27 protein-coding genes are annotated in these 26091 nt (G+C 61.7%); 20 read left to right on the top strand and 7 right to left on the bottom strand.

Features of this window, described 5'->3' with window-relative positions; genetic code table 11:
- Positions 1–13: 13 nt before the first annotated feature.
- Genes WDB91_RS05435 through WDB91_RS05425 form a run of 3 tightly spaced genes read right to left on the bottom strand, consistent with a single transcriptional unit; the run spans position 14 to position 5000 of the window.
- Positions 14–1654 carry a monovalent cation/H+ antiporter subunit D gene (locus tag WDB91_RS05435; protein WP_339114119.1) on the bottom strand — a complete coding sequence of 547 codons (1641 nt, stop codon included), beginning with the start codon at positions 1652–1654 and terminating at the stop codon, positions 14–16.
- On the bottom strand, positions 1654–1995 hold the full coding sequence (locus WDB91_RS05430) for a Na+/H+ antiporter subunit C (RefSeq protein ID WP_339114118.1): 342 nt from the start codon (positions 1993–1995) through the stop codon (positions 1654–1656). The genes WDB91_RS05435 and WDB91_RS05430 overlap by 1 nt, the downstream gene beginning before the upstream one ends.
- Positions 1995–5000, bottom strand: coding sequence for a monovalent cation/H+ antiporter subunit A (locus tag WDB91_RS05425; protein ID WP_339114117.1), 3006 nt, complete (start codon positions 4998–5000; stop codon positions 1995–1997). Before WDB91_RS05425 ends, WDB91_RS05430 begins: the two co-directional genes overlap by 1 nt.
- 406 nt (positions 5001–5406) lie before the next feature.
- Here WDB91_RS05425 and WDB91_RS05420 point away from each other — a divergent pair, with 406 nt between their 5' ends.
- From WDB91_RS05420 to WDB91_RS05405, 4 genes are read left to right on the top strand one after another with little or no spacing between them, the layout of a single operon-like run.
- Entirely contained in the window at positions 5407–7050 is a 1644-nt protein-coding gene (locus WDB91_RS05420) for a glucan biosynthesis protein G (protein WP_339114116.1), read from the top strand.
- Complete coding sequence (locus WDB91_RS05415; protein WP_339114115.1) at positions 7047–7238, top strand: hypothetical protein; 192 nt, start codon at positions 7047–7049, stop codon at positions 7236–7238. The genes WDB91_RS05420 and WDB91_RS05415 overlap by 4 nt, the downstream gene beginning before the upstream one ends.
- A 20-nt stretch (positions 7239–7258) precedes the next feature.
- Positions 7259–9040, top strand: coding sequence for a glucans biosynthesis glucosyltransferase MdoH (mdoH, locus tag WDB91_RS05410; RefSeq protein WP_339114114.1), 1782 nt, complete (start codon positions 7259–7261; stop codon positions 9038–9040).
- Complete coding sequence (locus tag WDB91_RS05405; protein ID WP_339114113.1) at positions 9033–10289, top strand: OpgC domain-containing protein; 1257 nt, start codon at positions 9033–9035, stop codon at positions 10287–10289. The genes mdoH and WDB91_RS05405 overlap by 8 nt, the downstream gene beginning before the upstream one ends.
- A 73-nt stretch (positions 10290–10362) precedes the next feature.
- On the opposite strand, the gene WDB91_RS05400 is transcribed toward WDB91_RS05405, so the two are convergent.
- On the bottom strand, positions 10363–11247 hold the full coding sequence (locus WDB91_RS05400) for a LysR family transcriptional regulator (protein WP_339114112.1): 885 nt from the start codon (positions 11245–11247) through the stop codon (positions 10363–10365).
- 114 nt (positions 11248–11361) lie between these two features.
- On the opposite strand from WDB91_RS05400, the gene WDB91_RS05395 reads away from it, so the two are divergent.
- From WDB91_RS05395 to WDB91_RS05320, 16 genes are all read left to right on the top strand, one after another.
- Positions 11362–11931 carry an NAD(P)H-dependent oxidoreductase gene (locus WDB91_RS05395; protein WP_339114111.1) on the top strand — a complete coding sequence of 190 codons (570 nt, stop codon included), beginning with the start codon at positions 11362–11364 and terminating at the stop codon, positions 11929–11931.
- A gap of 70 nt (positions 11932–12001) precedes the next feature.
- Entirely contained in the window at positions 12002–12337 is a 336-nt protein-coding gene (locus WDB91_RS05390) for an antibiotic biosynthesis monooxygenase (protein ID WP_339114110.1), read from the top strand.
- Positions 12338–12505: 168 nt separating this feature from the next.
- On the top strand, positions 12506–14002 hold the full coding sequence (gene ffh / locus WDB91_RS05385; protein ID WP_339114109.1) for a signal recognition particle protein: 1497 nt from the start codon (positions 12506–12508) through the stop codon (positions 14000–14002).
- Positions 14002–14514, top strand: coding sequence for a GNAT family N-acetyltransferase (locus WDB91_RS05380; RefSeq protein ID WP_339114108.1), 513 nt, complete (start codon positions 14002–14004; stop codon positions 14512–14514). The genes ffh and WDB91_RS05380 overlap by 1 nt, the downstream gene beginning before the upstream one ends.
- Positions 14511–15047 (top strand): GNAT family N-acetyltransferase, encoded by a 537-nt coding sequence (locus WDB91_RS05375; protein ID WP_339114107.1) that lies wholly within the window; start codon positions 14511–14513, stop codon positions 15045–15047. The genes WDB91_RS05380 and WDB91_RS05375 overlap by 4 nt, the downstream gene beginning before the upstream one ends.
- Positions 15044–15340, top strand: a complete 297-nt coding sequence (locus WDB91_RS05370; RefSeq protein WP_339114106.1) for a chorismate mutase — start codon at positions 15044–15046, stop codon at positions 15338–15340. The genes WDB91_RS05375 and WDB91_RS05370 overlap by 4 nt, the downstream gene beginning before the upstream one ends.
- A gap of 48 nt (positions 15341–15388) precedes the next feature.
- Positions 15389–15751 carry a 30S ribosomal protein S16 gene (gene rpsP / locus WDB91_RS05365; RefSeq protein WP_339114105.1) on the top strand — a complete coding sequence of 121 codons (363 nt, stop codon included), beginning with the start codon at positions 15389–15391 and terminating at the stop codon, positions 15749–15751.
- A gap of 2 nt (positions 15752–15753) precedes the next feature.
- A complete protein-coding gene (bluB, locus tag WDB91_RS05360; protein WP_339114104.1) occupies positions 15754–16395 on the top strand; it encodes a 5,6-dimethylbenzimidazole synthase in 642 nt (213 codons plus the stop codon).
- A gap of 4 nt (positions 16396–16399) precedes the next feature.
- A complete protein-coding gene (rimM, locus tag WDB91_RS05355) occupies positions 16400–16900 on the top strand; it encodes a ribosome maturation factor RimM (protein ID WP_339108363.1) in 501 nt (166 codons plus the stop codon).
- 61 nt (positions 16901–16961) lie between these two features.
- Complete coding sequence (gene trmD / locus WDB91_RS05350; protein WP_339114456.1) at positions 16962–17831, top strand: tRNA (guanosine(37)-N1)-methyltransferase TrmD; 870 nt, start codon at positions 16962–16964, stop codon at positions 17829–17831.
- A 3-nt stretch (positions 17832–17834) separates the two neighbouring features.
- On the top strand, positions 17835–18431 hold the full coding sequence (locus WDB91_RS05345; RefSeq protein ID WP_339114103.1) for an HAD-IA family hydrolase: 597 nt from the start codon (positions 17835–17837) through the stop codon (positions 18429–18431).
- A 273-nt stretch (positions 18432–18704) separates the two neighbouring features.
- A complete protein-coding gene (gene rplS, locus WDB91_RS05340) occupies positions 18705–19079 on the top strand; it encodes a 50S ribosomal protein L19 (protein ID WP_339114102.1) in 375 nt (124 codons plus the stop codon).
- An 11-nt stretch (positions 19080–19090) separates the two neighbouring features.
- A complete protein-coding gene (rpmE, locus tag WDB91_RS05335; protein WP_339114101.1) occupies positions 19091–19312 on the top strand; it encodes a 50S ribosomal protein L31 in 222 nt (73 codons plus the stop codon).
- Between the two features lie 226 nt (positions 19313–19538).
- Positions 19539–20348, top strand: a complete 810-nt coding sequence (locus WDB91_RS05330; protein WP_339114100.1) for a division plane positioning ATPase MipZ — start codon at positions 19539–19541, stop codon at positions 20346–20348.
- 661 nt (positions 20349–21009) lie between these two features.
- Positions 21010–22479, top strand: a complete 1470-nt coding sequence (locus tag WDB91_RS05325; protein WP_339114099.1) for an acetyl-CoA hydrolase/transferase family protein — start codon at positions 21010–21012, stop codon at positions 22477–22479.
- 60 nt (positions 22480–22539) lie between these two features.
- Positions 22540–23145, top strand: a complete 606-nt coding sequence (locus WDB91_RS05320; protein WP_339114098.1) for an exopolysaccharide biosynthesis protein — start codon at positions 22540–22542, stop codon at positions 23143–23145.
- Here WDB91_RS05320 and WDB91_RS05315 read toward each other — a convergent pair whose 3' ends face one another.
- Genes WDB91_RS05315 through WDB91_RS05305 form a run of 3 tightly spaced genes read right to left on the bottom strand, consistent with a single transcriptional unit; the run spans position 23146 to position 25985 of the window.
- Positions 23146–24426, bottom strand: a complete 1281-nt coding sequence (locus WDB91_RS05315; protein ID WP_339114097.1) for a TRAP transporter large permease — start codon at positions 24424–24426, stop codon at positions 23146–23148.
- On the bottom strand, positions 24426–24968 hold the full coding sequence (locus WDB91_RS05310) for a TRAP transporter small permease (RefSeq protein ID WP_339114096.1): 543 nt from the start codon (positions 24966–24968) through the stop codon (positions 24426–24428). Before WDB91_RS05310 ends, WDB91_RS05315 begins: the two co-directional genes overlap by 1 nt.
- A 3-nt stretch (positions 24969–24971) precedes the next feature.
- Positions 24972–25985 (bottom strand): TRAP transporter substrate-binding protein, encoded by a 1014-nt coding sequence (locus WDB91_RS05305; protein WP_339114095.1) that lies wholly within the window; start codon positions 25983–25985, stop codon positions 24972–24974.
- Positions 25986–26091: the final 106 nt, after the last annotated feature.

The following is a 26091-nucleotide window of genomic DNA, read 5'->3' as shown; positions in this document are numbered from 1 at the left end:
GGTCTACCCCTCCTCAATGGCCGTCGATCACGGTGTGATCGGGCTCATGGGCACTGTCTTGCACATCATGGTCATCGCCCTGCGGATGGGCACCGGCCTCCGCCGCCTCTTCGGCACGCTGATAGGCCCCGTCCATCACCGCCGAGATATAGCTCCCGCTATTATAGAGCTGCGCGGACATACCCTGCACATAGGTCGTGGCAGGCCCCGCAAAGACGGTCCAGGCCACAAGCCCCGCCAGCAGGCCGCCTGTCGCCACAAAGGCCAAGGCGGGCGAGCTGGCATCCTCGACGCCCAGACGCGGCGGGGTCTCGTCCTTGCTGTCCGCGGTGGCGTAGCATTTCCAGAACACAGTCGAGCCCGCCCGCGAGAAGCCCACGATGGCGATCAGCGAGGTGATCAGGATCGCCGCCCAGATCCACCATTGCCCGAAGGTCGCATGCAGGATCATCAGCTTGCCCAGGAAGCCCGAAAGCGGCGGCATACCGGCCATCCCGATCGCGGCCATGAAGAACATCGCGGCCAGCAGGCCGTTCTGCCCGATCACCGGCTGCGGGATCAGCTTCAGCCCGATGGCACGGCGTTCCCTGACCATATCGGCCACGAGGAACAGCGCCGCCGCCACCAGCGTCGAATGGACCATATAGTAGAGCCCTGCCGCCGTGCCCTCGGGCGTGAATTGCGCGAAGGCCAGCAGCATGGTGCCGACCGAGCCGATCACCGAGAAGGCCACGACACGCCCCAGATCGCGCGCGCCGAAAATGCCCACCATCCCGATGATCAGCGTCAGCGCCGCCGCAGGCAGCAGCACGTCATGGGCCAGCGAACCCACCGCACTTTCGGGGGTGAAGACCAGCGTATAGATCCGGATGATCGCATAGATCCCGACCTTGGTCATGATCGCGAAGAGCGCAGCCACTGGACCCGGGGCATTGGAATAGGTGCCGGGAAGCCAGAATTGGAAGGGGACGATAGCGCCCTTGACAGCGAAGACGAGGATCATCAGTGCCGCGCCCACGCGCAGCAACGCGGCCTCGCCTGCGGGCATCTGGGCCACTTTCTGCGCCAGATCTGCCATGTTCAACGTGCCGGTCGTGGCATAGATCGTCCCTAGCGCGAACAGGAACAGCGTAGAACCGGCGAGATTATAGACCACATATTGCACGCCGGCCTTCAGCCGGTCACGCCCGCCCGCGTGGATCATCAACCCGTAGGAGGCAATCAAGAGCACTTCGAAGAAGACGAAAAGGTTGAAGGCATCGCCTGTCAGGAAGGCACCGTTGATGCCCATCATCTGGAACTGGAGCAGCGAATGGAAGTGCCAGCCGCGCTTGTCCCAGCCCGAGCCGATGGCATAGAGCGCGATCGCCAGCCCCAGCACCGAGGTCAGCACCAGCATCAGCGCCGAGAGCTGGTCGAGCACGAGGACGATCCCGAATGGGGCCTCCCATGCGCCAAGGCGGTAGACCTCCGGCACGCCCGAGGAAGCGCGCACCATCAGCGTGAGGGAGATCGCGACCAGCGCCAGCATACCTACAATGGAAAACACCCGCTGGGCTGTGCGGTCGAACCGCATCCACAAGACGATCAGGGGCGCCAGAAAGGCCGGCAGCACCACGGGCGCGATAACGAGTTGATCAAAGAAGCCCAGCATCAGTCTTGTTTTTCCTTATCGTCATCGAGGTCGATATAGTCATCGCCCGCCTCGATGAAGGCGCCAAGCGCCAGCATCACCGTCACCGAGGTCATCCCGAAGCTGATCACGATAGCGGTCAGCACCAGCGCCTGCGGGATCGGGTCGGTATAGGTCGAGACGCCATCCTGCAGGATCGGCGGCATATTCACCGCCAGACGCCCCGTCGCAAAGAGGAAGACGTTCACGGCATAAGACAGCATCGTCATGCCCAGAACCACCGGAAAGACCCTGAGCCGCAGGATCAGGTAGATCCCCGCCGCCGTCATCACGCCGATTGCGCTTGCAACCAAGGCTTCCATCAGTGGTCTCCCTCATTCTTGTTGGGCCCGTTTTGATTAGGCCTATCGGTCGCGCGCTCCATCAGGTGACGCTCCTCGAAACTGCCATCCTCGCGCCGTTCCAGCCAGCGCCGCGGCACGACCGATCCTTCAGGGAAGTTCTCGATACCGACCTCGGCCACGGTGCGGGCCTCGGGGCGTTCGGCCAGGATATGGGCCGCACGTTCCTCGGTCGGCAGGGCGGCACGCCGCGCCAGACGCGAGAGCCCGCCAAGCGCCAGAAGCACGGAGCCGACGACGCCAAGGAACACGCCCAGATCGAAGCCCATGGCGGTGGCCAGCTCGAACTTGTCGAGGAACGGCAGTTTGAAATAGCCGAAATCGGAGGTCAGGAAGGGCATCCCGTTGAACCATGCGCCCACGCCGGTGATCCCTGCGGCCAGCACGCCCAGCCCGATCAGCTGGTGGTAATAGATCTTCTGCCGCGCCTGCGTCCATGCAAAGCCCGAGGAGATATATTGCATCACCAGCGCGATCGCGACGATCAGACCGGCGATAAAGCCCCCGCCCGGCAGGTTATGCCCGCGCAGGAAGATGAACAGGCCGAAGACCAGCGCGATGGGCATCATCACGCGGGTAGCGATCAGCATCATCATCGGGTGCTTGTCGCCCGCGCGCAGCATATCGGGGCGCCATGCGATCAGTTTGCGCGAGCCGGTGCCGTTCAGGAGCGCCTCGGTCAGCGCGAAGATCACCAGCGCCGCGATCCCCAACACGGTGACCTCGCCATAGGTATCATAGCCACGGAAATCGACGAGGATCACGTTGACCACGTTATCGCCGCCCGCGAGATTGTAGCTATTGGCCAGATGGTATTCCGACATCGAGGGGAAGGCGAAATCGCGCATCATCAGCGCATAGATCAGCGAGCCTGTGCCAAGCCCCACGACCACCGAGAAGATCTTGTCGAAATGGCGCTTGAGGTTGCTGGTTTCGGCTGCGGTGACCTTGGGCAGGAAATTGAGCGCCAGCAGCATCAGAACGGCGGTGACCACCTCGACCGAGATCTGGGTCAGCGCCAGATCGGGTGCCGAGAGATAGATGAAGCAGATCGAGACGATCAGCCCCACGATCCCCACCAGTACCAACGCAAGGAAGCGGTTGCGGTGGAAGGCCGCGACGCAGATGGTCGCGGTGACCAGCATGATCCAGCCAACCAGCGCCACGGGGCTGACGGGCAGCATCTCGCGGGTCTGCGGCCCCTGGCTGCCTGTGCTCCAGGCCCAGAAGCCGATCGCCAGTGCCGCCGCCGAGAAGATCAGCAGATAGCGCGCCATCGAGCCGTTATGCAGGCCCGAGGTGAAAATCCGCGCAGCGCAGGCACAGCGCACCATGCCCCAGTCGAACATCGCCTTGGCATCGGGGCGCGGAACCGCGTCCCAGATCGCCCGCAGCGGTTTGAAGGCCGATAGCACGATGATGCCGCCGATCACCGCGATGACCGACATGATCAGCGCCGCATTCACCCCGTGCCAGATCGCCAGATGCAGATGCTCGTCGAGCGGCGCGCCGATCACGGCCTCCGAGACCATCGCCACGAACGGATCCATCAGGAAGGGGAAGCAGCCGATCAGCAGCACAAGGCAGGCGAGGAAAGCAGGGCTTGCCCACATGCCGAAGCCCGGGTCATGGGGTTTGTGCGGATAGTCGTCGCGCACCGGACCCATGAAGCCGTGCCAGATGAAGCGGAAGGAATAGGCCGCCGACAGGAGCGCCGCGATGGTGGCCAGCACGGGGATCAGCCACTCATTGCCCAGCCACGGGGTCTTGGCCGCCTCGTAGAGCATCAGCTCCTTCGACAGGAAGCCGTTGAATAACGGGATGCCCGCCATCGAGAGCGTCGCGATGGTGCCGATGGTGAAGGTCACCGGCATCAGCTTGCGCAAGCCACCAAGGCGCTTGAGATCGCGGGTATGGGCCTCGTGGTCGACGATACCCGCCGTCATGAAGAGCGCGGCCTTGAAGGTCGCGTGGTTAATGATGTGGAAGACACCGGCGATCACACCCGCCTGCGTGCCAAGCCCGAAGCAGAAGGTGATTAACCCCAGATGCGAGATGGTCGAATAGGCCAGAAGCCCCTTCATATCATCCTTGAAGATCGCGATCTTGGCGGCAATCAGCATTGTGACCAGCCCGACCGTCACCACAATGTAGAACCATTCCGGCGTCCCCGAGAGCACCGGCCAGAGCCGCGCCATCAGGAAGAGACCGGCTTTCACCATCGTGGCCGAGTGCAGGTAGGACGACACCGGCGTGGGCGCAGCCATCGCATGCGGCAACCAGAAATGGAACGGGAACTGCGCCGATTTCGTGAACGCCCCCAAAAGGATCAGGATCAGCGCCGGAAGATAGAGATCGGAGGACTGGATCGCGTCTTTCGCCGCAAGGATATCCGAGATCGTGTAACTGCCCGCGATATGGCCCAGCAGCATCATCCCCGCGATCATTGCAAGCCCGCCTGCCCCCGTGACGGTCAGCGCCATACGCGCGCCCTGACGCCCTTCGGGGAGGTGCTTCCAATAGCCGATCAGCAGGAAGGAGGACAGCGAGGTCAGTTCCCAGAAGATCAACAGAAGCAGGATGTTGTCGGACAGAACGATACCCACCATCGCGCCCTGAAAGAGCATCAGATAGGTGTAGAACTGGCCCGCCGGATCTTTCGAGGACAGATAATAGCGTGCGTAAAGGATCACCAGCAGCCCGATCCCGAGGATCAGCGTGGCAAAAAGCATTCCCAGCCCGTCGATCATGAATTCGACATTGAGGCCGAGCCACGGCATCCAGTCGATCTTCGTGCGGACCACCTCGCCCGCCATGACCTCCGGCAAATGCAAAAGCAGCCCCAGAAGCGCAAGGCCGGAGCAGATTGCAACCGATATCGCTGTGGTATTTCTTCCGGTGCGGATCAAGACGCCGGGAAGCAGCGCCCCCAGAAATGGCAAGACGGCAATTAAGGCTGGTGACATTGCTCTCCGGTCCGTTCAAGGCTTCGCGCACGGCCTGCCTGCGCGTGGAACGACCGGCAACGTGACTGATCAGGTTACCTTTAACTGCGAATTCCACCCCCTCATGTCAAGGGCAAGCGGGGCGAATCGAACACGGGCCTCTCACGAGGGTGTCATTCGCAGAAACCGACAGAAATTAACCTTTATGACGTGGTTAACAAGAAAACCCCTCGGTTTCGCCCGAGTTTTGGGCGGGTTTTCGCCACACCCCTACAGAAACAAGCGCAATTATGCGGAACAAAGCACAGTGCTTTGCTGTTCTGCACATTGAATATCAACCTCTATTGCACATCATATTGGTTCAAGAGTATGCCTCGGCGTAAGAGGTTCGCATCCTAGGGAACTTCCTGAGATTACTGGATAATACATGATTAAAACCGGCAAGCCCGCACATCGTTCTCCGAACCGCCGTCAGGTGATGGCCCATCTTGCCGCTGGCACGATGCTGGGTGGGGTATTGGCCGGTCGTCCGCTCTGGGCACAGGAGGCTACGCAGGCCCCCGCAGAGACGCAGGCCCCGCAGCCCGAACTGCCCCCCGCCGCCGAGACCAAGCCCTTCAGCTTCGACAGTCTGACCATCGAGATGCGCGAGGCGGCCAAGCAGGATGCCGTAGCCCCCCAGAAGGTGGACGGGTTCCTCTCGGAACTGGACTATGACGCTTATCGCATGATCCGCTTCAATCCAGAGCACGCGCGTTTTGCCGATGGCGACCACCCGCAATTCACGCTTCAGGCCTTCCATATGGGCTGGCTCTTCCGCGAGCCGGTACTGATCTACGAGATCAAGGACGGTCAGGCGCAGGCAATGACCTTCTCCACGGATGATTTCATCTACGAGCGTAAAGCCCGCGAGATCGTGCCTGAACATGCCCCACTTCCCGGGGTTGCTGGCTTCCGGCTGCATTATCCGCTCAACCGTCCCGATGTGCTCGATGAGCTGGTGGCCTTCCAGGGCGCCTCCTATTTCCGCGCGCTCGGGCGCAATTCGCAATACGGCCTGTCGGCCCGCGGCCTCGCCGTCAATACCGGCCTGTCGGTCGCAGAAGAATTCCCGCGCTTCCGCCGCTTCTGGGTGGAACGCCCTGCCGAAAACGCGCGGACCGTGACCGTCTACGCCGCGATGGACAGCGCCTCGCTGACCGGTGCCTACCGTTTCGTGATCACGCCCGGCGATGCGACCGTGATGGAGGTCACCGCGCGGCTGTTCCTGCGCAAGGATGTGCAGCAGCTCGGTGTGGCCCCGCTGACCTCGATGTTCCTCTATGCCGACCGTTCGCGCGACCGGTTCGACGATTTCCGTCCGCAGGTGCATGACAGCGACGGGCTGATGATCGTGAAAGCCAATGGCGAGCGCGTCTGGCGTCCGCTGGCCAATCCCGACCGGCTTGCCTCGAGCTATTTCAGCGAGACCGCGCCGAAAAGCTTCGGCCTCTACCAGCGCGACCGCGAGTTCGAACAGTATCAGGATGCTTGGGCCCGCTACGAGCGTCGCCCCTCCCTGAAGGTCGAGCCCACAAGCGATTGGGGTGATGGCATGGTCCGTCTGGTGGAGATTCCGTCGGAGGCGGAGGCCAATGACAATATCGTCGCGTTCTGGGTGCCCAAGGATGGCGCCAAAGCGGGACAGGAGCGGGAATTCTCCTATCGGCTCAGCTGGGGCGATCTGCCCCTTGATCCGAACGAGGACATCGCACATGTAAAGGAAACCTTCGCCGGTGCCGGCGGGGTTGCGGGCAGCAACGATAAGACCCGGAAGTTCGTTGTGGACTTCACAGGCGGGCGTATCGCGAATCTTCCGTCCGAGAAGGTTGAGGACCTGAAAGTCGTCAACACGATCAGCGGAGGGTCTATCACCAACCAGAGCTTCTCCAAGATCCCTGGCCATGACATTTGGCGCCTCGTGATGGATGTAGAAGCCGAAGAAGGCTCCACAGTGGAACTTACCGCCTACCTTGAGGGTTATGGTTCCAAGCAATCTGAAACATGGGCCTACCAATGGATCAAAGCATGACCGTAAATACCTCCCCCGCGGCGGTGGACGCCGTGACGACTGAACCGCAGGACCTGATCATGGGCCCCTGCGCCCTTCCCGATGCGCCGATGGCAATGCCGGTGCAGGTGCTCGAACGCGAAGGCGCGGGCATCTGGCAGGCGCTGCTGGCCCTTCTGCCGCAGCCGATGCGCGCGCATCGCGGCTGATCGCTAGATAGGAAATCGAGATGACCGTTGGACGCCTGTTCCTCTGGGCTTTGCGCAGCATTGCCATTGCACTGAGCCTCGTGGCGGGCGGCGGTGCCTTCGTTCTGTTCCTCCAGTTCGGCTCGGCCGACGGTCTGGACGCGTTTGACGTCGTCCGTGCCGTTCTCATCCTGATTTCCACGCTCTGGCTGGCTTGGGGGGCCGTTCAGGCCCTGATCGGGCTGACCACCCGCGCCAAAGCGCCCGAATATGACCCGAGCGCCCCGATCAAGGGGCGCACGGTCGTTCTGATGCCGGTCTATAACGAGGACCCGCTCTACACCTTTACCCGCCTCGCCGCGATGGATGCCTCCCTGCAGGACGCCCAGACAAAGGCAGGCACTTCGGCCGAAGTGCATTTTGCCATTCTCTCCGACACCCGTAACGATCTGACCGCGCGCCGCGAGGAACTCCTCTTTGCCAAGCTCGTCAAGGAACGTAACGGAATGGGGCGGTATTATTACCGCCGCCGCGAAAACAACACCGGCAAGAAAGCCGGCAATATCGAGGATTTCATCACCCGTTCGGGCGGTGCCTATGACTTCGCTCTGATCCTTGATGCCGACAGCCTGATGGAAGGCGAAACTATCCTGCAGATGGCCCGCCGAATGGAAGCCGATCCACGGCTCGGCCTGTTGCAGACCCTGCCAAAGGTCATCCGTGCCCGCTCCTATTTCGGGCGTGCGATGCAGTTTTCCGCCGCCTTCTTCTCCCCCGTCTTCGCGCGTGGCCTTGCGATGATGCAGGGGCGCACCGGTCCGTTCTGGGGCCATAACGCGATGGTGCGCACCCGTGCCTTTGCCGAGTGCTGCGGCCTGCCGACCCTGCGTGGCAAGCCCCCCTTTGGTGGCCATGTCATGAGCCATGATTATGTCGAGGCTGCGCTTCTGGCGCGTGGCGGCTGGACCGTCCGTCTGGATGACGATCTCGAGGGCTCTTTCGAGGAAGGCCCCGAGAACATCGTAGATCACGCCAAACGCGACCGCCGCTGGTGTCAGGGCAACCTCCAGCATACGCGTATCATCAACGCGCCCGACCTGCGGATGTGGTCGCGTTTCGTCTTCGCGCAAGGGATCATGGCCTATATCTCGCCGTTGTTCTGGCTGGCCTTCATCCTTGCATCGGTCGGCGCGATGGCCTTTGTCGCTCCGCCCAACTACTTCCCCGAGCCCAACTGGCCCTTCCCCTATTTCCCGCCTTCGGAGGCGTCGAAAGCGATCGGTCTGTTCATCGGGATCATCGGCCTTCTGCTGCTGCCGAAACTGCTGATCGCGCTGCGCTCATGGGCCGACGGAACCTCGCGCGGTTTCGGGGGCGGGCTCAACGCGCTTGCCGGCACCGTCTGCGAGTTGCTGATCAGCTCGGTCAATGCACCGATCCTCTTGATGTTCTCGACCCGCTCGGTGTTGCAAGTGATCTTCGGTGCGGATGGTGGCTGGCCCACCAACAACCGTGGCGATGGCACGCTGGGCTTGCGCGACGGGCTCAAGGCATCGTGGTGGATCGTGCTTATCGGCGCGCTTGGAATGTGCGCGATTTTCATGTATGCACCGGGGCTGTTCTGGTGGCTTTCGCCTGTTGGCATCCCGATGATTCTGGCGCCCTTCGTCATCTCTGTGACCTCGCGTACAGCCAAGGGGAATCTCTTCGGCACCCCTACAGAATATCATGCCGCCCCGATCATGGAGCTGCATGACCGGATTCTCAACAATTGGTCGGCTGAACCGGAGGCCTCGACCATAGAGGAACAACAACATGCCTGAAACTCGGTCCGCGCGCGATCCGCGGCTGGATTTCTTCCGCGGCATCGCTCTGGCGATGATCTTCGTCAATCACATCCCCCACCAGATCTACGAGAATTTCACCTCGCGCAATTTCGGTCATTCCGATGCCGCCGAGGGCTTCGTCTTCATGTCCGGCCTTGCAGCCGCTCTGGCCTACGGGCCGAAGCTGGCTGACGGGTTCAACCGCCAGAGCTTCGGCAAGATCTGGGGCCGCTCGTGGACGCTCTATATGACGCATCTGGTGATCACGTTCTGGGTCATCGCGATCTTCGCGGGTGGCGCATTGTTCTTCGGTGGTGACAAGCTGCTGGAGATGAATGCTTTCGGCCCATTGGCCGACCAGCCGTTGCAATGGCTCATCGGGCTGGCCTCCCTGACGCACCAGTTAGGCTATGTGAACATCCTGCCGATGTATGCGGTGCTGATGATCGCGGCCCCGTTCATGATCCGACTGTCGCAAACTGCGCCGTTGAAACTTCTGGCGATCTCGCTGGTGGTCTGGGCAAGCGCGGGCATGTTCCGCCTGAACTTCCCCAACTTCCCTTATGAGGGCGGCTGGTTCTTCAATCCGCTCTCGTGGCAGCTGATCTTCTGTATCGGCATCCTGACCGGCACGGCGATGCGGAGTGGCAAACGGTTTCTGGGTGTCCATAAGCCAGTGGTCATCACCGCGGCTCTCTGGCTCGTATTCTCGGCGATCTGGGTCAACAACACCTGGATGCTCCAAAATCTCGGCCCCGCGCTTGGCAGCCTGAAGGACCATGGCGTGCCCTTCTTCCTCGTGACCTTCGACAAGACCTTCCTGTCATTGCCGCGTCTGCTGCATGTGCTGGCGCTGGCCTATATCCTGTCGATGCCGTTCCTCGTGCCGCAGATCGCTGCATCGAAGGCGGCTGCGCCGTTGCGCCTGCTGGGCCGTAACGGGCTGAAGATCTTTGCCTTCGGGACCGTGCTGGCGATCTTTGCACAGGCGGTCAAGGTCGTGCATCCGGGCGGCTTCGTGCAAGATAGCGTTCTGGTGCTGGGCGGGCTGGGCCTGCTTTACGCCATCGCCTGGGTCTCGGAATGGATGCGCCGCAAACCCGCCAAGCGCGAGGCCCCTGCCCCGCGCGAGGAGACCCAGGGCGATCTCCGTCCCAGTGGCCCTGCCCTGTCGCTGCCGCGGCTCTCGCTGCCCTCGACCATTCCGGTCGTCCAGCCTGAGATCCCGCGCCGCGCCGAATACTGACGCGAAATGCTAAAGCAGAAAGGCCACGGAGCGATCCGTGGCCTTTTCCCTTGGCAGATCCTGTCAAGCGGCGTCACATCGGACGTGGGCTGCCGATCAGATCTTTCAACACTTTGAGAACCGCCTGCACCTTCGCCGTGCGGTGCAAATCGACATGGGTTACCAGCCACAGAGCCGATTCCCATTCGGGGCGCGGCGGCAGAACCTCGACCATCCGGCTATCGGAGCAGCCCTCGTTATAGGGCACAAAGCCCAGACCAAGCCCCTGACGCACCGCAGCCAACTGGCTCTCGTGGTCATTGGCACGGAACACCACACATTCATCGGGCACCGCATTCGACATCCAGCGCCAGAAAGGCGCACGGCTGTCGCGCTGTTCAGGGCCGATGAAACGGTGCTGATCAAGCGTATCCTCGGTCGGCATTCCGAAACGCTCGATATAGCTCTTGCCCGCATAGAGCCCCGTGCGGTTGGCGCAGAGCTGCTGGACAACGTTATCGGGCTCGGTCGGGCGGTTGCCCGCACGGATGGCCACATGCGCCTCGCCATATTCCAGACGGAAGACGCGCTGGTCGGTCAGATAGCGCAGCTGCAATTTGGGATGATCCACCAGCATCTGCTCGAGCGCGGGGAGAATCAGGGTGGAAATCGTGGGCACCGAAGTCACGATCAACTCGCCCGAGACCTCCTCGCCCGCCCCCGCAATCCGTGCGGCCAGCTGGCTGAACTGGTCTTCTGTGGCCTGCCCTACCGCCAGAAGCTGGTGACCGGCCTCGGTGGGCGTATAGCCGCGCGGATGGCGCTGGAACAGCTTCGTGCCCAGCCGGTGCTCCAGCGCATCGACATGGCGGATCACCGTAGCATGGTGCACACCAAGCACTTCTGCGGCCCCCGACACCGTCCCCACGCGCGCGACCTGATAGGCCGTTCTGATTTCATCCCAGTTATCGAAACTCATGCTGTGCACCCGCGAACAAACTTCGTGCGATCATGCCAGTTGAGTTCGAGGTGGCAAGGGGCAATCCTGCGTCAGACTAAAAAATCCTCCCCTTTTCCTTTTATGGAGATCCCAATGTCCATTCTGCGCATCGACAGCTCGATCAAGGGCGACGCCTCCGTCACCCGCAAACTGACTGGTATGATCTGCGAAAAACTCGGTGGCGATGTCGTCACCCGTGACACCAGCACCCTTTCGCTGATCGACGGCGCATGGCTCGGCGCGGCCTATACCCCCGCCGAAAACCGCACGGCCGAGCAAAAAGAGCTGCTGAAAGTCTCCGACGAGCTGATCGCCGAGATCAAGGCCGCCGACGAGATCGTCATCGGCATGCCGCTCTACAACTTCGGCGTCACCGGCCCGCTGAAAGCATGGGTCGACATGATCTGCCGCGTTGGTGAAACCTTCCGCTACACCGAAGCCGGCCCCGAAGGTCTGGTGAACCCCAAACGCGTTTTCGTGGCCTATGCCTCGGGCGGCGTGCCGCAAGGCTCGGGTTATGATCTTGCATCGAGCTATCTCAAGCAGGTTCTGGCCTTCATCGGCCTGACCGATGTCACCTTCATCTCCGCCGAGGGCGTTGCCATGGGCGAAGCCGAAGCACTCGCGAAAGCCGAAGAGCAGATCAAAGGCCTTGCCGCCTGAGACCATCGCGCATAGCGTGCATCACAGGCCCGTAGCTTCGCGCTGCGGGCCTTTTTTATAAGGACCGCCCATGTCGACCTTTGCGCCGATGCCCGACCCGCCCTATCACGCGGTGATCTTTTCCTCGCAACTGGGGGCGGAAACCGCGGGCTATCATGAAATGGCCGAGCTTCTGGCGGATCTGGCCAGCAAACAGCCCGGCTATATCGGGGCCGAGTCGCTGCGTGACAGCCGCGGCTATGGCATCACTGTCAGCTACTGGCGCGACGCGCAGGCGGTGTTGGGCTGGAAACAGATTTCCACCCATCTGATGGCACAGAAGCTTGGCAAAGCCCGCTGGTATGACCATTACACGCTCAGGGTCGCACAGGTCGAACGCCACTATGAGGGCCCTGAGGGTCGCTAATCTGCCTTGCGCGGTTGACTCCGCACCCTTTTTTGACTAAGTCACCCAAGATTCCCCGGAGGACTAGCCCTCCGGTCCCCGCACACGGCGGGGATCGCCACCAGTCAGCGCGTTGCGCCCACTGGTGCGCTTGTCGTTTGTCTGATGCCCTTATGCAAGGAGGGAGCCATGTTCGAGAGCCTTTCAGATCGCCTTGGCGGTGTGTTCGACCGGCTGACCAAGCAGGGGGCATTGTCCGCTGATGACGTGAAGACCGCGCTGCGTGAAGTGCGCACTGCGCTCCTCGAGGCCGACGTGTCACTGCCGGTGGTACGTTCCTTCGTGAAGGCCGTAGAGGCCAAGGCGACCGGCGCGGCCGTGACCAAATCCATCACCCCCGGCCAGCAGGTCGTGAAGATCGTCCATGACGAGCTGATCGCGATGCTTGCGGGTGATGATGAAGCTGGTGCGCTGAAGATCGACAACCCGCCTGCGCCGATCCTGATGGTCGGTCTGCAGGGCTCGGGCAAGACCACCACCACCGCCAAGCTCGCCCGCCGCCTGAAGGAGCGCGAGAAGAAACGCGTGCTGATGGCCTCGCTCGATATCTATCGCCCCGCGGCCATGGAACAGCTGGCGATTCTGGGCAACCAGATCGGCGTCGATACCCTGCCTATCGTGCAGGGCGAATCTGCCGTGCAGATTGCCAAACGTGCCAAGCAGCAGGCGATGCTGGGCGGCTATGACGTCTATATCCTCGATACCGCGGGCCGTCTGCATATCGATCAGGTGCTGATGTCCGAGGTCCAGCAGGTCCGTGACATCGCCAACCCGCGCGAGACGCTTCTGGTGGTCGACGGGCTGACCGGTCAGGTTGCCGTCGAGGTCGCGCAGGAATTCGAGGAAAAAGTCGGCATCTCCGGCGTGGTCCTGACCCGTATGGACGGCGATGGCCGCGGCGGTGCGGCGCTGTCGATGCGCGCGACCACCGGCAAGCCGATCCGCTTCGTCGGTCTGGGCGAGAAGATGGAAGCGCTCGAGACTTTCGAGGCCGAGCGTGTGGCGGGCCGTATCCTTGGCATGGGCGATATCGTCGCCCTCGTGGAAAAAGCGCAGGAGGTCTTCGAGAAAGAGGCCGCCGAGCGTATGATGAAGCGGTTCCAGAAGGGCCTCTTCAACATGAACGACCTCAAGTCCCAGCTCGAGCAGATGCAGAAAATGGGCGGCATGCAGGGCGTGATGTCGATGATGCCGGGCATGGGCAAGATGGCCAAGCAGGCCGAATCCGCCGGTTTCGACGACAAGATGATCCGTCGCCAGATCGCGCTGATCCAGTCGATGACCAAGGAAGAGCGCGCCAAGCCCGAAATGCTGAAAGCCTCGCGCAAGGAACGTATCGCCAAGGGCGCGGGCATGGATGTGGCCGAGCTGAACAAGCTTCTGAAGATGCAGCGCCAGATGGGCGACACCATGAAGAAGCTCGGCAAGATGAAGGGCGGCGCCCTGAAACGCGCGATGGCCGCGATGACCGGCAAATTCGGCGGTCTGCCGGCGGCGGGCGAGATGGATCCCGCCAAGATGGAAGAAGCCACCAAGATGCTGGGCCAGTCCCTGCCCAAGAACATGCCCGGTCTGGGTGGCATGGGCGGCCTCGGTGGCCTCGGAGGCTTTGGTAAGAAGAAATAATGGTCGCGCCCGTCCTTCATACAGAGCGCCTGACGCTACGTCCGCATGACATGTCGGATTTCCCCGCTTTTGCGGAGGTGATGAAATCTGCGCGGGCGGCCTATATGGGCGGGCCTCATGATGTGAAGGCGGCGTGGTTCCATTTTGCTTCCGATGTGGCGCAATGGGCGCTCAAGGGCTGCGGCGCGCTAGCCGTGGTGCGCAAATCCGACCGTCAGGTCGTGGGTCAGGTGGCGCTGAACGATCTGCCGCATTTTCCCGAGCGTGAACTGGGCTGGATCGCGTTCACGGGCTTCGAAGGTCAGGGCTATATGACCGAAGCCGCGCGCAAGATGCGCGATTTCGCGGCGCTCGAGCTGCACTGGAAACGCCCTCTGGTGAGCTATATCACGCCGGGCAATGCCCGTTCGGTCGCGCTGGCCGAGCGGATCGGCGCCACGCTTGACCGTGATGCGCTGCCTGCCGTGCCGGGGCAGCTGGTTTACCGCCATCCGATGGGAGGTCAGGCATGATCGCGCTGTCCCCCACCCCCGTGCTGCATAGCGCGCGCCTCGTGCTGCGCGCGCCCGCCGCCCATGATTACGCCCATTGGCTGGCCTTCCACAAAACGGACCGTCCGAGCTTCATCCGCGTCTCGGAGAGCTTCGACGAAGGGCTTGTCTGGCGCGCATGGGCTGCCGTGATCGGCCATTGGGTCATGAAGGGCTGGGGCCCGTTCGTGCTGACCACCCACGCAAGCGATCGCGGGCTGGGGCTCGTGGGCCCGTGGCAACCGCATGGCTGGCCCGAACCCGAGATCCTGTGGCAGATCTGGGACAATGCCCATGAGGGCAAAGGGTTTGCCGCCGAGGCCGCGCAGATAGTGCGTCGCCATCTTTATACCGATCTGGGCTGGAACAGCGTGGTGAGCTATATCGCCCCCGCCAATGCCCGCTCGATCACCCTGGCCGAACGGCTTGGCTGCACGATTGATGCGACCGCCCAAGGCCCCGCAGGCAAGACCTGCCTCGTTTACCGCCATCCCAAGCCGGAGGACCTTGCATGAGTGATGCAACCGCCCGCGCCGCGGAGCTTCTGAAAGAGCATCGCGACAGTATCGACCGTCTGGATGCGGTGATGATCTATACGCTCGCCGAGCGCTTTGCCCAGACCCAGGCGGTCGGCAAGCTCAAAGCGGAACACGACCTTCCTCCCTCGGATCCCGACCGGGAGAAGACCCAGATCGCACGTCTGGAAAAACTGGCCGACGACAGCGGTCTCGACCCGGAATTCGCAAAGAAATTCCTGAATTTCGTGATCTCGGAAGTCATCCGGCATCACGAGCAGTTCCAAAAGTAACGGACCCCGAAACAGGTCCGACACCAGCCATTCAAAGGAGATCAACCCATGGCTATGAAAATCCGTCTCGCACGCGGTGGTTCCAAAAAGCGCCCCTTCTACGCAATCGTTGCTTCCGACTCGCGCATGCCGCGTGACGGCCGCTTCCTCGAAAAGCTCGGCACCTACAACCCGCTGCTGGCAAAAGACAGCGAAGAGCGCGTGAAAATGGACATGGAGCGCGTTCAGTACTGGCTGAGCAAAGGCGCGCAGCCGACCGACCGCGTTGCCCGCTTCCTCGAAAATGCCGGCGTTGTTGCCAAAACCGAGCGTAAGAACATGAAGAAAGCAGAGCCGGGCAAGAAAGCCCAAGAGCGTGCAAAAGAAAAAGCCGAGAAAGCCGCTGCTGCTGCAGAGGCATCCGAGGCCTGATCTTGGACGCGTTCAGCCCCGAGTTCCGCGAGGATCTGCACCGGTTGATGGCGTGGCGGCGCGATGTGCGCCGCTTCCGCACCGATCCGGTGCCGGACGATATCCTTGCACGGGGTCTGGACGCTTTCGCCCTCGCGCCCTCGGTCGGCCTGTCCGAACCGTGGCGCGTGGTCAATGTCGAAAGCGCCGCGGCCCGTGCTGCGGCGCTTTCCAATTTCCAGAGCGCCAATGCCGAGGCACTGGCCGCTTATCGCGCGGGTGGCGATATCGACCGCGCCACGCTCTACGCGGGGCTGAAGCTTTCGGGCATGCAGAAGGCGCCGGTGCAGCTGGCAGTGTTCTGCGACGATGCCACGACCAAAGGCGCCCGTCTGGGAGCCCGTTCGATGCCGGAGATGCGCGCCTATTCGGTGGTTGCGGCCATGACCATGATGTGGCTGGCGCTGCGTGCCGAGGGTGTGGGCATGGGCTGGGTCTCGATTCTGGACCCCGAGGCACTGGCGAAATCGCTCGATGTGCCTGACAGCTGGAAATTGATCGGTTATCTATGTATCGGCTGGCCTGAACAGGCGCAGCCTACGCCCGAGCTGGAACAGCTCGGCTGGGAGGCCCGCGAGGGGCTGGCCCGATTGGAACGGAGATGAGGCAATGACGGAACGGACCTGTGTGGGCGCAATTGCAGGGGCTTTCGGCGTCAAGGGCGAGGTGCGGCTGAAGAGCTTCTGCGCCGACCCGCTGGCCATTGCCGATTACGCGCCACTTTATACCGAGGATGGCAAACGCGCCTTCGATCTGACCGATCTGCGCGCCATCAAGGGCGGCATCGGCGCCTATCTGAGCGGCGTCGAGACCAAGGAAGAGGCCGATGCGCTGAAGGGCGTCTCGCTCTGGGTGGACCGCGATATGCTGCCCCATCTTCCCGATGACGAATTCTACCATGCCGATCTGATCGGGCTGACCGTCGTGGATACCGGCGGCGCGGTGCTCGGATCGGTGCGGGCGGTGCAGAACTATGGCGCGGGTGATTTCCTCGAGATCACCACCGCAGGCGAAAGCCAGCCGCTTCTCCTGCCCTTCACCATGGCCGTCGTGCCCACGGTTGACCTGACCGCAGGCCGTATCGTGGCTGATCCGCCCGAAGACGTCTGAGACAATGAGTGATATTCCCGAAGAGACCCCGAAAAAAGGCGTGATGCGCCTTGGCAACCTGATGGGCGTTGATGCGCAGGCCGAGAATACGCCGCCCCGCGCGACCCGCTCGCATGGGCGGGTGTCGATCAGCGCGAGCCACCAGATCCGGTCCCTGATGGACGAGCCGGTGCAGTTGGCGCGGGCGTGGAAAGCCAAGATCGTGACGCTCTTCCCCGATGCTTTTCCGGGCGTTCTGGGGCTATCGCTGACCGGAAAGGCCCGTGATCAGGGGCTATGGGGGCTTGATACGATCGATCTGCGCCGCTTTGGCGTGGGTAAGCACCGTAATGTCGACGACACGCCCGCAGGTGGCGGCGCGGGCATGGTGCTGCGCCCCGATGTGGTAGGTGCCGCCCTCAAGGAGGCCGCGCGTGGGGTGGACCCGAAGGCCGACTGGCCCGTGGTCTATATGTCGCCGCGCGGCAAGCGGTTTGATCAGGCCATGGCGCGGCGCTTTGCGGCGGCCGACGGGATGACCATTCTTTGCGGTCGCTTTGAAGGTGTGGACGAGCGCGTGCTGGAGCATTTCGGCATCAAGGAGGTCTCGATGGGCGATTTCGTTCTGACGGGGGGCGAATTACCGGCGCAAGCGATGATCGATGCGACCGTGCGCCTGTTACCGGGCGTTTTGGGCAATGCCGAATCGGCTGTGGAAGAGAGCCACTCCAACGGGCTTCTGGAGCATCCGCAATATACCCGCCCCGCCGAATGGGAAGGCCGCGCCATCCCAGATGTGCTGATGTCGGGCCATCACGGCCATATCGAGACGTGGCGCCGCGAGATGAGCGAGAAGATCACCGCCGAGCGCCGTCCCGATATGTGGGAGGCCCATCTGGCCAACACGCCCCGCAAGGCGCCCAAACGCAAGAAGGCTGATCGGAAGGACTAAGCCATGCGCTGCCTGATGCTGGATGTCGATGGGGTCATCGTGACGCATCGCAAAGGCGGCGCTTGGACCGACGGGTTGGCGCAGGATATGGGCATCCATCCCGATCGGCTCAAAGCGCTTCTGTTCCGCCAGCACTGGGAAGATATAGTGACGGGACGGGCCGATTTGCACGAGGTGCTGGAGGCCGTTCTACCGCATCTGACCCGCAGCCCTGATGCACGCGCCTTCATGGAATACTGGTTTTCGCATGATACATATCTGGATCAGGCCGTGCTGGCAGCCTGCGACACGTTGCGTCGCAGGGGCTGCCGGATCTATCTGGCCACAAACCAGGAGCACCACCGCGCACGCCATCTGATGCACGACAAGGGACTGGCAGACCATGTCGACGGCATGGTGTATTCTGCCGCTCTGGGCCTGCGCAAACCTGAAGCAGGGTTCTTTTCCCTCGCGGCACAGCAGGTTGGCTGCCCGCCTGACGGGCTGCTACTGGTCGATGATACCCGCGCCAATGTTACCGCCGCGCGGCGGGCCGGCTGGAAAGCCTGCCACTGGCGCCCCGATCGTGATCTGGTGACACTGGTCGAAAACGCCGATTAGGGCGCATTTGCTTTACCACACAGGCTATTCCGCGCTTGATCGGGACGGCATTTGGCCCTATAGCGCACAGGTCCGTGCCGGAATCGGTGACCGGACCTTTTTCGTTTGCCGCGCGGCGAAGGCTTCACCGCCCTAAAGCTGCATCCGGATCTGTACATAAAGGATGTCCTGTATCCTCCGGTGGGCGCATGAAGGCGGACCCGCGAAGACCCGGAGCTCTGAGGCGTGAAACCACCTTCACGGACACACCGTGAGTATATGAAAGGATATGCGATGAACCTGATCGCTCAACTCGAGGCGGAACAAATCGCCGGCCTCGGCAAAGACATTCCGGATTTCAAAGCCGGCGACACCGTTCGCGTTGGCTACAAAGTGACCGAAGGCACCCGTTCGCGCGTCCAGATGTATGAAGGCGTCTGCATCGCTCGCAAAGGCGGCGAAACGCTGGCTGCGTCGTTCACCGTCCGCAAGATCTCCTTCGGCGAAGGCGTGGAACGTGTATTCCCGCTCTACTCGACCAACATCGACTCGATCGAAGTCGTCCGTCGTGGTCGTGTGCGCCGTGCGAAACTGTACTACCTGCGTTCGCGTCGCGGTAAATCGGCCCGTATCGCCGAAGACACCAACTACAAACCCAAAAAAGCCTGAGGAGCGGTTCGATGAAAGCGGAAATCCATCCCGACTACCACACCATCACCATCAAGATGACCGATGGTACCTCCTACGAGACCCGCACGACCTGGGGCAAAGAGGGCGACACCATGACCCTCGATATCGACCCGACCTCGCACCCGGCATGGACCGGTGCAAGCTCGCGCCTGATGGACACCGGTGGTCGCGTGTCGAAGTTCAAGAACAAATACGCGGGTCTGGGCTTCTAATCCCACCTTGCGGTATTTACGAAGGGCGTGCCATCGGCGCGCCCTTTTGAATTTCGGCAAGCGGTCCTGGCCGGAAAGACGGGCGGGATGATGTAAGCGCACATCAGTTGCCCGCGCCTCTTCGCGCTTGGCAGCTCTCCTGCGCGTGACCGCTTTCCCCGCAGCACCTTACTGCCTATAGTCACGGCAGAGACATCACCCACAAGATGACGTGAGGACGGCGAAGTTGGCGCATATCATCGTGACTGGCAATGAAAAGGGCGGATCGGGAAAATCGACCACCTCCATGCATGTGGCAACCGCGCTTGTGCGCATGGGCTGGCGCGTGGGGGCGCTGGACCTCGACCTGCGCCAGAGGTCAATGGGGCGGTATGTGGAGAACCGCCGCGCCTTCATGGCCCGCGAAGGCGTAACCCTGCCCTGCCCGGATTACCGCGTGCTGCCCGAAATCGATCCGGCCAGCCTGCCCGCGGGCGAGAACCCTTATGATTACCGGCTCTCGGCGGCCGTGACAGAGCTGGAGGATATCTGTGATTTCATCCTGATCGACTGTCCCGGATCGCATACGCGCCTCAGTCAGGTGGCGCATTCGCTGGCCGATACGCTGATCACGCCGCTCAATGACAGCTTCATCGATTTCGACCTTCTGGCGCGGATCGATCCGAACACCTCGAAGGTCACCGGACCCTCGATCTATTCCGAGATGGTCTGGTCCGCTCGCCAGTTGCGGGCCCGCGCTGGTATGAAACCCATCGACTGGATCGTGCTGCGCAACCGGCTGGGCGCACAGCAGATGCACAACAAGCGCAAGGTGGGGGCCGCGCTCGAGCAGCTGTCCAAGCGGATCGGTTTCCGCGTTGCCCCGGGCTTCTCCGAGCGGGTGATCTTCCGCGAGCTGTTCCCGCGTGGAATTACCCTCCTCGATCTGAAGGATCTGGGCGTCGAGAACCTGAATATGTCCAATATCGCTGCGCGGCAGGAACTGCGCGACCTCCTGAAGGAGCTGAACCTTCCGGGCGTCGAGGTTGATTTCTGAGCACCTGCCGCGGCACACGCGCCATCAGACGATCCGAGGCACGAACGGCACCCGCTGATTGACCCGAAACGGCGAGATGGGGCAGTTATGACGGCGTTGGCGCCGCAGCCCCAGCTCAGCCAGCCGCATATCGACCCTGTCGTGACGACGCGCGGAACAAAAGAACAGTACGGACGGCAACCGGAATACAGATGACATGATATCCTCCTGTTATAGTAACCCTGCTCAATGTAACGCGATTCGCCTTAAACGCGAAAATATCATTAGATAAATTACTACGCTTCTTTGCGTCCGAAGAATGGTGCGACCGAGGCGGAGCATGGTTGGAAGATGACAGGATCAAGGCACGGCACGCCCTCCGGACCGTATATGGGGCGGCGGGGAACTGTGCCGGCATCTAGGCCAAAGCCCCGCAAGATTCAGGATTATCATAGGCATAGTATACATATGCATACAGCGCATAGCTGCCAGACTATGGACAATCACGGAGCATAAAGGAACTCTGGTTATGATAAGCTACCACCAAACGCTGGTCTGGGCGGGTGCCGAGGAGCCCCGCTGCAATTCGGCCCGAAGGTAGCACCTGAGGAGGACCCCAATGAGCTTTGATGTAAAAGTTAGTTCTTCACGCATTCGCAGTGATGTTTTCAAACAGAAAATCATGTCCGCCGAAGATGCCGCAGCCCTGATCGATCCGGGCGCCATCATCGGCATGTCGGGCTTTACCGGCTCGGGCTATCCCAAGGCCGTGCCGCAGGCACTGGCCGCCCGAATCGAAGCAGCCCATACCCGCGGCGAGCAGTTCAAAGTGTCCATCTGGACCGGCGCCTCTACCGGCCCCGAACTGGATGGCGCCTTGGCCAAGGCCAATGGCATCGACTTCCGCCTTCCCTTCAACTCCGACCCTATCGCGCGGGCGCAGATCAATAGCGGCCAGATGTCCTATTTTGACATCCACCTGAGCCAGGTTGCGCCGATGGCATGGGAAGGGTTTCTGGGCAAGCTCGATACCGCTGTGATCGAGATCTCCGGTATCACCGAGGACGGCCAGCTGATCCCGTCCTCCTCCGTCGGCAACAACAAGACGTGGCTCGAACTGGCCGACAAGATCATTCTCGAGGTCAACAGCTGGCAGACCGAGCTGCTGGACGGGATGCACGACATTTACTACGGCACCGCCCTGCCGCCCCATCGCAAACCGATCCCGATCCTGAAATCGGACGACCGGATCGGCCAGCCCTATTTCAACGTCGATCCGTCGAAAGTGGTGGCCGTGGTGCTCACCGACAGCCCCGACCGGAATGCCCCCTTCTCGCCGCCCGATGAGACGGCCAACGCTATTGCAGGCCATATTCTGGACTTCCTGAAATGGGAGGCCAAACGCGCGGGACTCCCCAACTCGCTCCTGCCGCTGCAATCGGGCGTGGGCAATGTGCCCAATGCCGTGATGTCCGGCCTGATCGACACGCCGTTCGAGAACATGACCGCCTTTACCGAGGTCATTCAGGACGGGATGCTGGATATGCTCGAGGCGGGCACTTTGCGCATGGCCTCGGCCACGGCCTTCTCGCTCTCGCCCGAAAAGGCCGAGTATTTCAATGATAACGCCGCCTTCTTCCGCGACAAGCTGCTGCTGCGCCAGCAGGATATCTCGAACAATCCCGAACTGGTGCGTCGTCTGGGCTGTATCGCGATGAACGGGCTGATCGAGGCGGATATTTATGGCAACGTCAACTCGACGCAGATCATGGGCTCGAAGATGCAGAACGGTATCGGCGGCTCGGGAGATTTCTCGCGCAATGCCTATGTGTCGATCTTCATGACGCCCTCCACGGCAAAAGGTGGCGCGATCTCGGCCATCGTGCCGATGGTCAGCCATACCGACCATATCAATCAGGATGTGCAGGTGATTGTGACCGAACAGGGTCTGGCCGATCTGCGCGGGCTCTCGCCCAAACAGCGTGCCGAGAAGATCATCGAGACCTGCGCCCATCCCTATTACCGCCCTATGCTGCGCGATTATTACGAGCGTGCGAAAAAGGGCAGCTATGCGCAGCAGAGCCCGCATCTGCTGAATGAGGCGCTGAGCTGGCACCAGCGATTCATCGATACAGGCTCGATGAAGCCCTGAGGCACCCCTTCTCACTGGAACCAGATCACCTCTGCGGGGTTCACCCGCAGAGGTATTTTTATGCAGCACTCCAGCGACAACAATCATTCCGTCACCGATATCGTCCGCACCATCGACAGCCGCGCCCAAGGCGTGGACAGGCTGCGGATCGAGGATATTCTGGGCTCGCTCGGCGGGGCCTCTTTCGTGCCGGTGCTTCTGGTGCCTGCCCTCTTCGTGGTCAGCCCGCTTTCGGGCATCCCGCTCTTTTCCAGCGCCTGCGGTATCCTGATCGCGCTGATCTCGGCGCAGATGCTGCTCGGGCGACGCCATCTCTGGCTGCCGGGTCTGCTGACCAACCGTCATATCGCTGGCGACAAACTGCGCAAGGCCACCGACAAACTGCAAGGCGTGGCACGGTGGATGGACAGCCACACCCGCGAACGGCTACGATTTTTCACCCATCGTCCCTTCCGCTGGGTGACGCAGGCGGCCTGTCTTCTCTGCGGGGCCGCCATGCCGTTTCTAGAACTGGTGCCCTTCAGCTCGTCGATCCTCGGCGTGGCCGTCACCCTTCTGGCGCTCTCTTTGCTGGTGCGCGACGGGCTGATCGCCCTGATCGGACTGTGCTTTATCGGGATGGCCGTGGGTGTGGGCTATTGGGCCATCAGCAGCGGTGTGGTCTGATCAGGTCAGCAAAAGCACGAGTGCGGGGAAAGCAATGATCAGCCCGATCCGCACGATATCCATCGCCACAAAGGGCACCAGCCCGCGGAAGATCGTGCCCAAGGCCACATCCGGCACCACCGAGCGCAGGACGAAGGCGTTCATCCCCACGGGCGGCGTGATATAGCTGATCTCGGTGATCACCACGACAAAGATCCCGAACCATATCAGGTCGAACCCTTGGGCTGCCACGATCGGGTAGAAGACCGGGACGGTCAGCATGATCATCGAGAGCCCTTCAAGCATGCAGCCCAGCACCAGATAGATCACAAGAATGGCCAAGATCATCGCCATCGGGCTGTCACCAAAGACCGAGAGCCAGCTCTGGATATCACTCGTCATACCCGACATGTTGACATAATTGGTGAAACTCAGCGCACCGAAGAGGATGAAGAACATCATCGCCGTGGTCTTCATCGTGTCATAGAGCACGTTGACGAGCCCGCCCCACGAGAACTTGCCCGACCCGATCACCAGCAACAGCGCCCCCGCCGCGCCCATCCCGGCGCTCTCGGTGGGGGTAAAGACGCCCAGATAGATGCCGCCCATCACGAACACAAACAGCACCAGTGCCCCTGCCGTGCCTTTGAGCGCGCGGATACGGGCGCCCAGCGGCAGTTTATCCTCGACCGGAAGGTCGATCCCGCGCATCCGGATCGAGATCTTCACCGCCAGCGCATAGCCGATGATCCCGATGATCCCCGGAATGATGCCTGCCAGAAACAGCTTGCCGATATCCTGCTGCGTCATGATCCCGTAAAAGACCAAGATGACCGAGGGCGGGATCAGAATACCCAGCGTGCCACCGGCGGCAATGGAGGCCGTCGAGAGCCGGTCGGGATAGCCGAAACGCCGCATCGAGGGCAGCGAGATCCGCGTCATGGTGGCTGCTGTGGCCATGGACGAGCCGCAGACGGAGGAAAATGCCCCGCAGGCGATCACCGTGGCCATTGCCAGCCCGCCCTTCTTGTGGCGCAACCACGCATAGGCGGAATTGTAGAGTTCGGACGCGATGCCCGATTGCACCACGAAATTGCCCATCATCAGGAAGAGCGGCAGCACCGAGAGCGAGTAATCGCGCCCGTTGTCGAAAAACGCCGAGCCGATCAGCGACAGCGCGGGCGTCCAGCCGATGATCGTGGCCACGCCCACAAGCCCCACGCCCGCAAGCGCGAAGGCAATCGGCACACCGCCCAACAACAATGCGATAAGGATCGCCAGACCGACAGGCCAATGCTCCATCACCGCCCCCTGACCTGAAGACGGAACTGGCGGAGCGCGGCGACAAGCGTCAATACCACGCCCACCGCACAGCACAGCGCGCAGAGATAGCCCAGAGGCGCAATCGGCAAGCGCAACGAATTGGTCGCCTCGCCATAGCTGGCTTTCTGCGCCGCATAGACCCAGATCCGCCACGAGACCACGCCCAGCACCACCACCGAAAAGACCGACACCGCCAGCTCGCGCCATGGCTGGAGCCATGCGGGCAGCCGGTCGATCACCAGATCTACGGTCACATGGTCACGGTCGAAACAGACCGCAGGCAGGCCGAGGAAGATTACCGCACAGAGCAGCATCTCGGTCAGTTCGGTCGCCCCGATCAGCGGCGCGTTGAACAGATAGCGCCCGATGACATCCACCACCGTCAGCCCCATCATCGCCAGCAGCATCGCGCCGCATAATAGTCCCAGCGCCAACCGCGGGCCATTGCGCGGCACCACGGGCGCCTTGCGGCCCGAGGACGGATCCGTCTCGGGCACGCGCGGAAAATTGTCTCGGGTCACGGGTTACTCGGCCGTTTCTTTGGCAATCTCGGAGGTCAGGAACTCATAGGCCGCCTGCCCGTCGATACCGGTGCTGGAGGCCTCCTCGATCTTGGCATCCACCAGGGGCTGCAGTGCGGTTTTCCATGCGTCCATCTGCGCATCGGTTGCGGGCGTGATCGCGATCTTGCCTTCCATCGCCGCGCGGCCCTTCTCGTCGGCGGCATCCCACATCTGGCCCGCCTTGCGCGCCAATGCCTCACCGGTCACCGAATTGATCTCGTCCTGCACTTCCGGCGAAAGCGCCTCCCATTTCGCCTTGTTCATGACGATATAGAAGGAGGTGTTATACAGCCCGCCATCGACGGCAATCGCCTTATCAAGCTGCGGAATCAGCTTGAAGAAATTCACCGATTCATAGGGGAAGGTGATGCCATCCGCCACGCCCTGGCTCAACAGTTCGTAGGATTTGGACGACGGTCCCTCGACCGGCACAGCACCCAGTTTCGAGACCACCTCATGCACAATGCCCCCGCCTACGCGGATCTTGCGCCCCTTGAGCACATCCACATCAGAGACATCGCCCTCCTTCAGGAAAACCTCGCCCGGACCATGGCTGAAGACGGCCAGCACATGGACATCATCATATTCGCCCGCATCCCGCAGCATGGTGTCGAAGGTGCGCCAGTAGGCAACCGAGATCGCCTCGGCAGAATTGCCCAGGAAAGGCAGCTCGACAATATTGGTGGTCTTGAACCGGCCCGGATTATAGCCTTGCACCCCGAAGGTAATATCGGCCACCCCATTGATGGCGAAATCGAAATGCGCAGCGGGCGGCCCTAGTGGTGCCGGCAGGAGCGTGGCTTTCACCTCGCCATGGGTCGCCTCCTCGATCGCCTGCGTCATCGGCACGATCAGCTCCGAGACCAGCGGATGCGAGGGCGGAAGCCAGTTGGCGACGGTCAGAGTGGTCTGCGCCGCGACCGGCAAAGCGAGCGCCATGAATGCGGCAGAAGACAACAAAGCGAAACGGGTCATTGGCGGAACCTTCCTGTAACTATGCTCCGAATTTTCCCGATATTAGGCCCGCCCGATCACAAGATGGAAGGCATCCGCTCGCGAGTTCTTGAAGGTTGCGCCTTCC

The sequence above is a fragment of the Thioclava sp. GXIMD2076 genome (genome assembly GCF_037949795.1).
Classification (GTDB): domain Bacteria; phylum Pseudomonadota; class Alphaproteobacteria; order Rhodobacterales; family Rhodobacteraceae; genus Thioclava; species Thioclava kandeliae.
The sequence above is the reverse complement of the archived record's forward strand: the minus strand, read 5'-3'. Positions and strand labels throughout refer to the sequence as shown.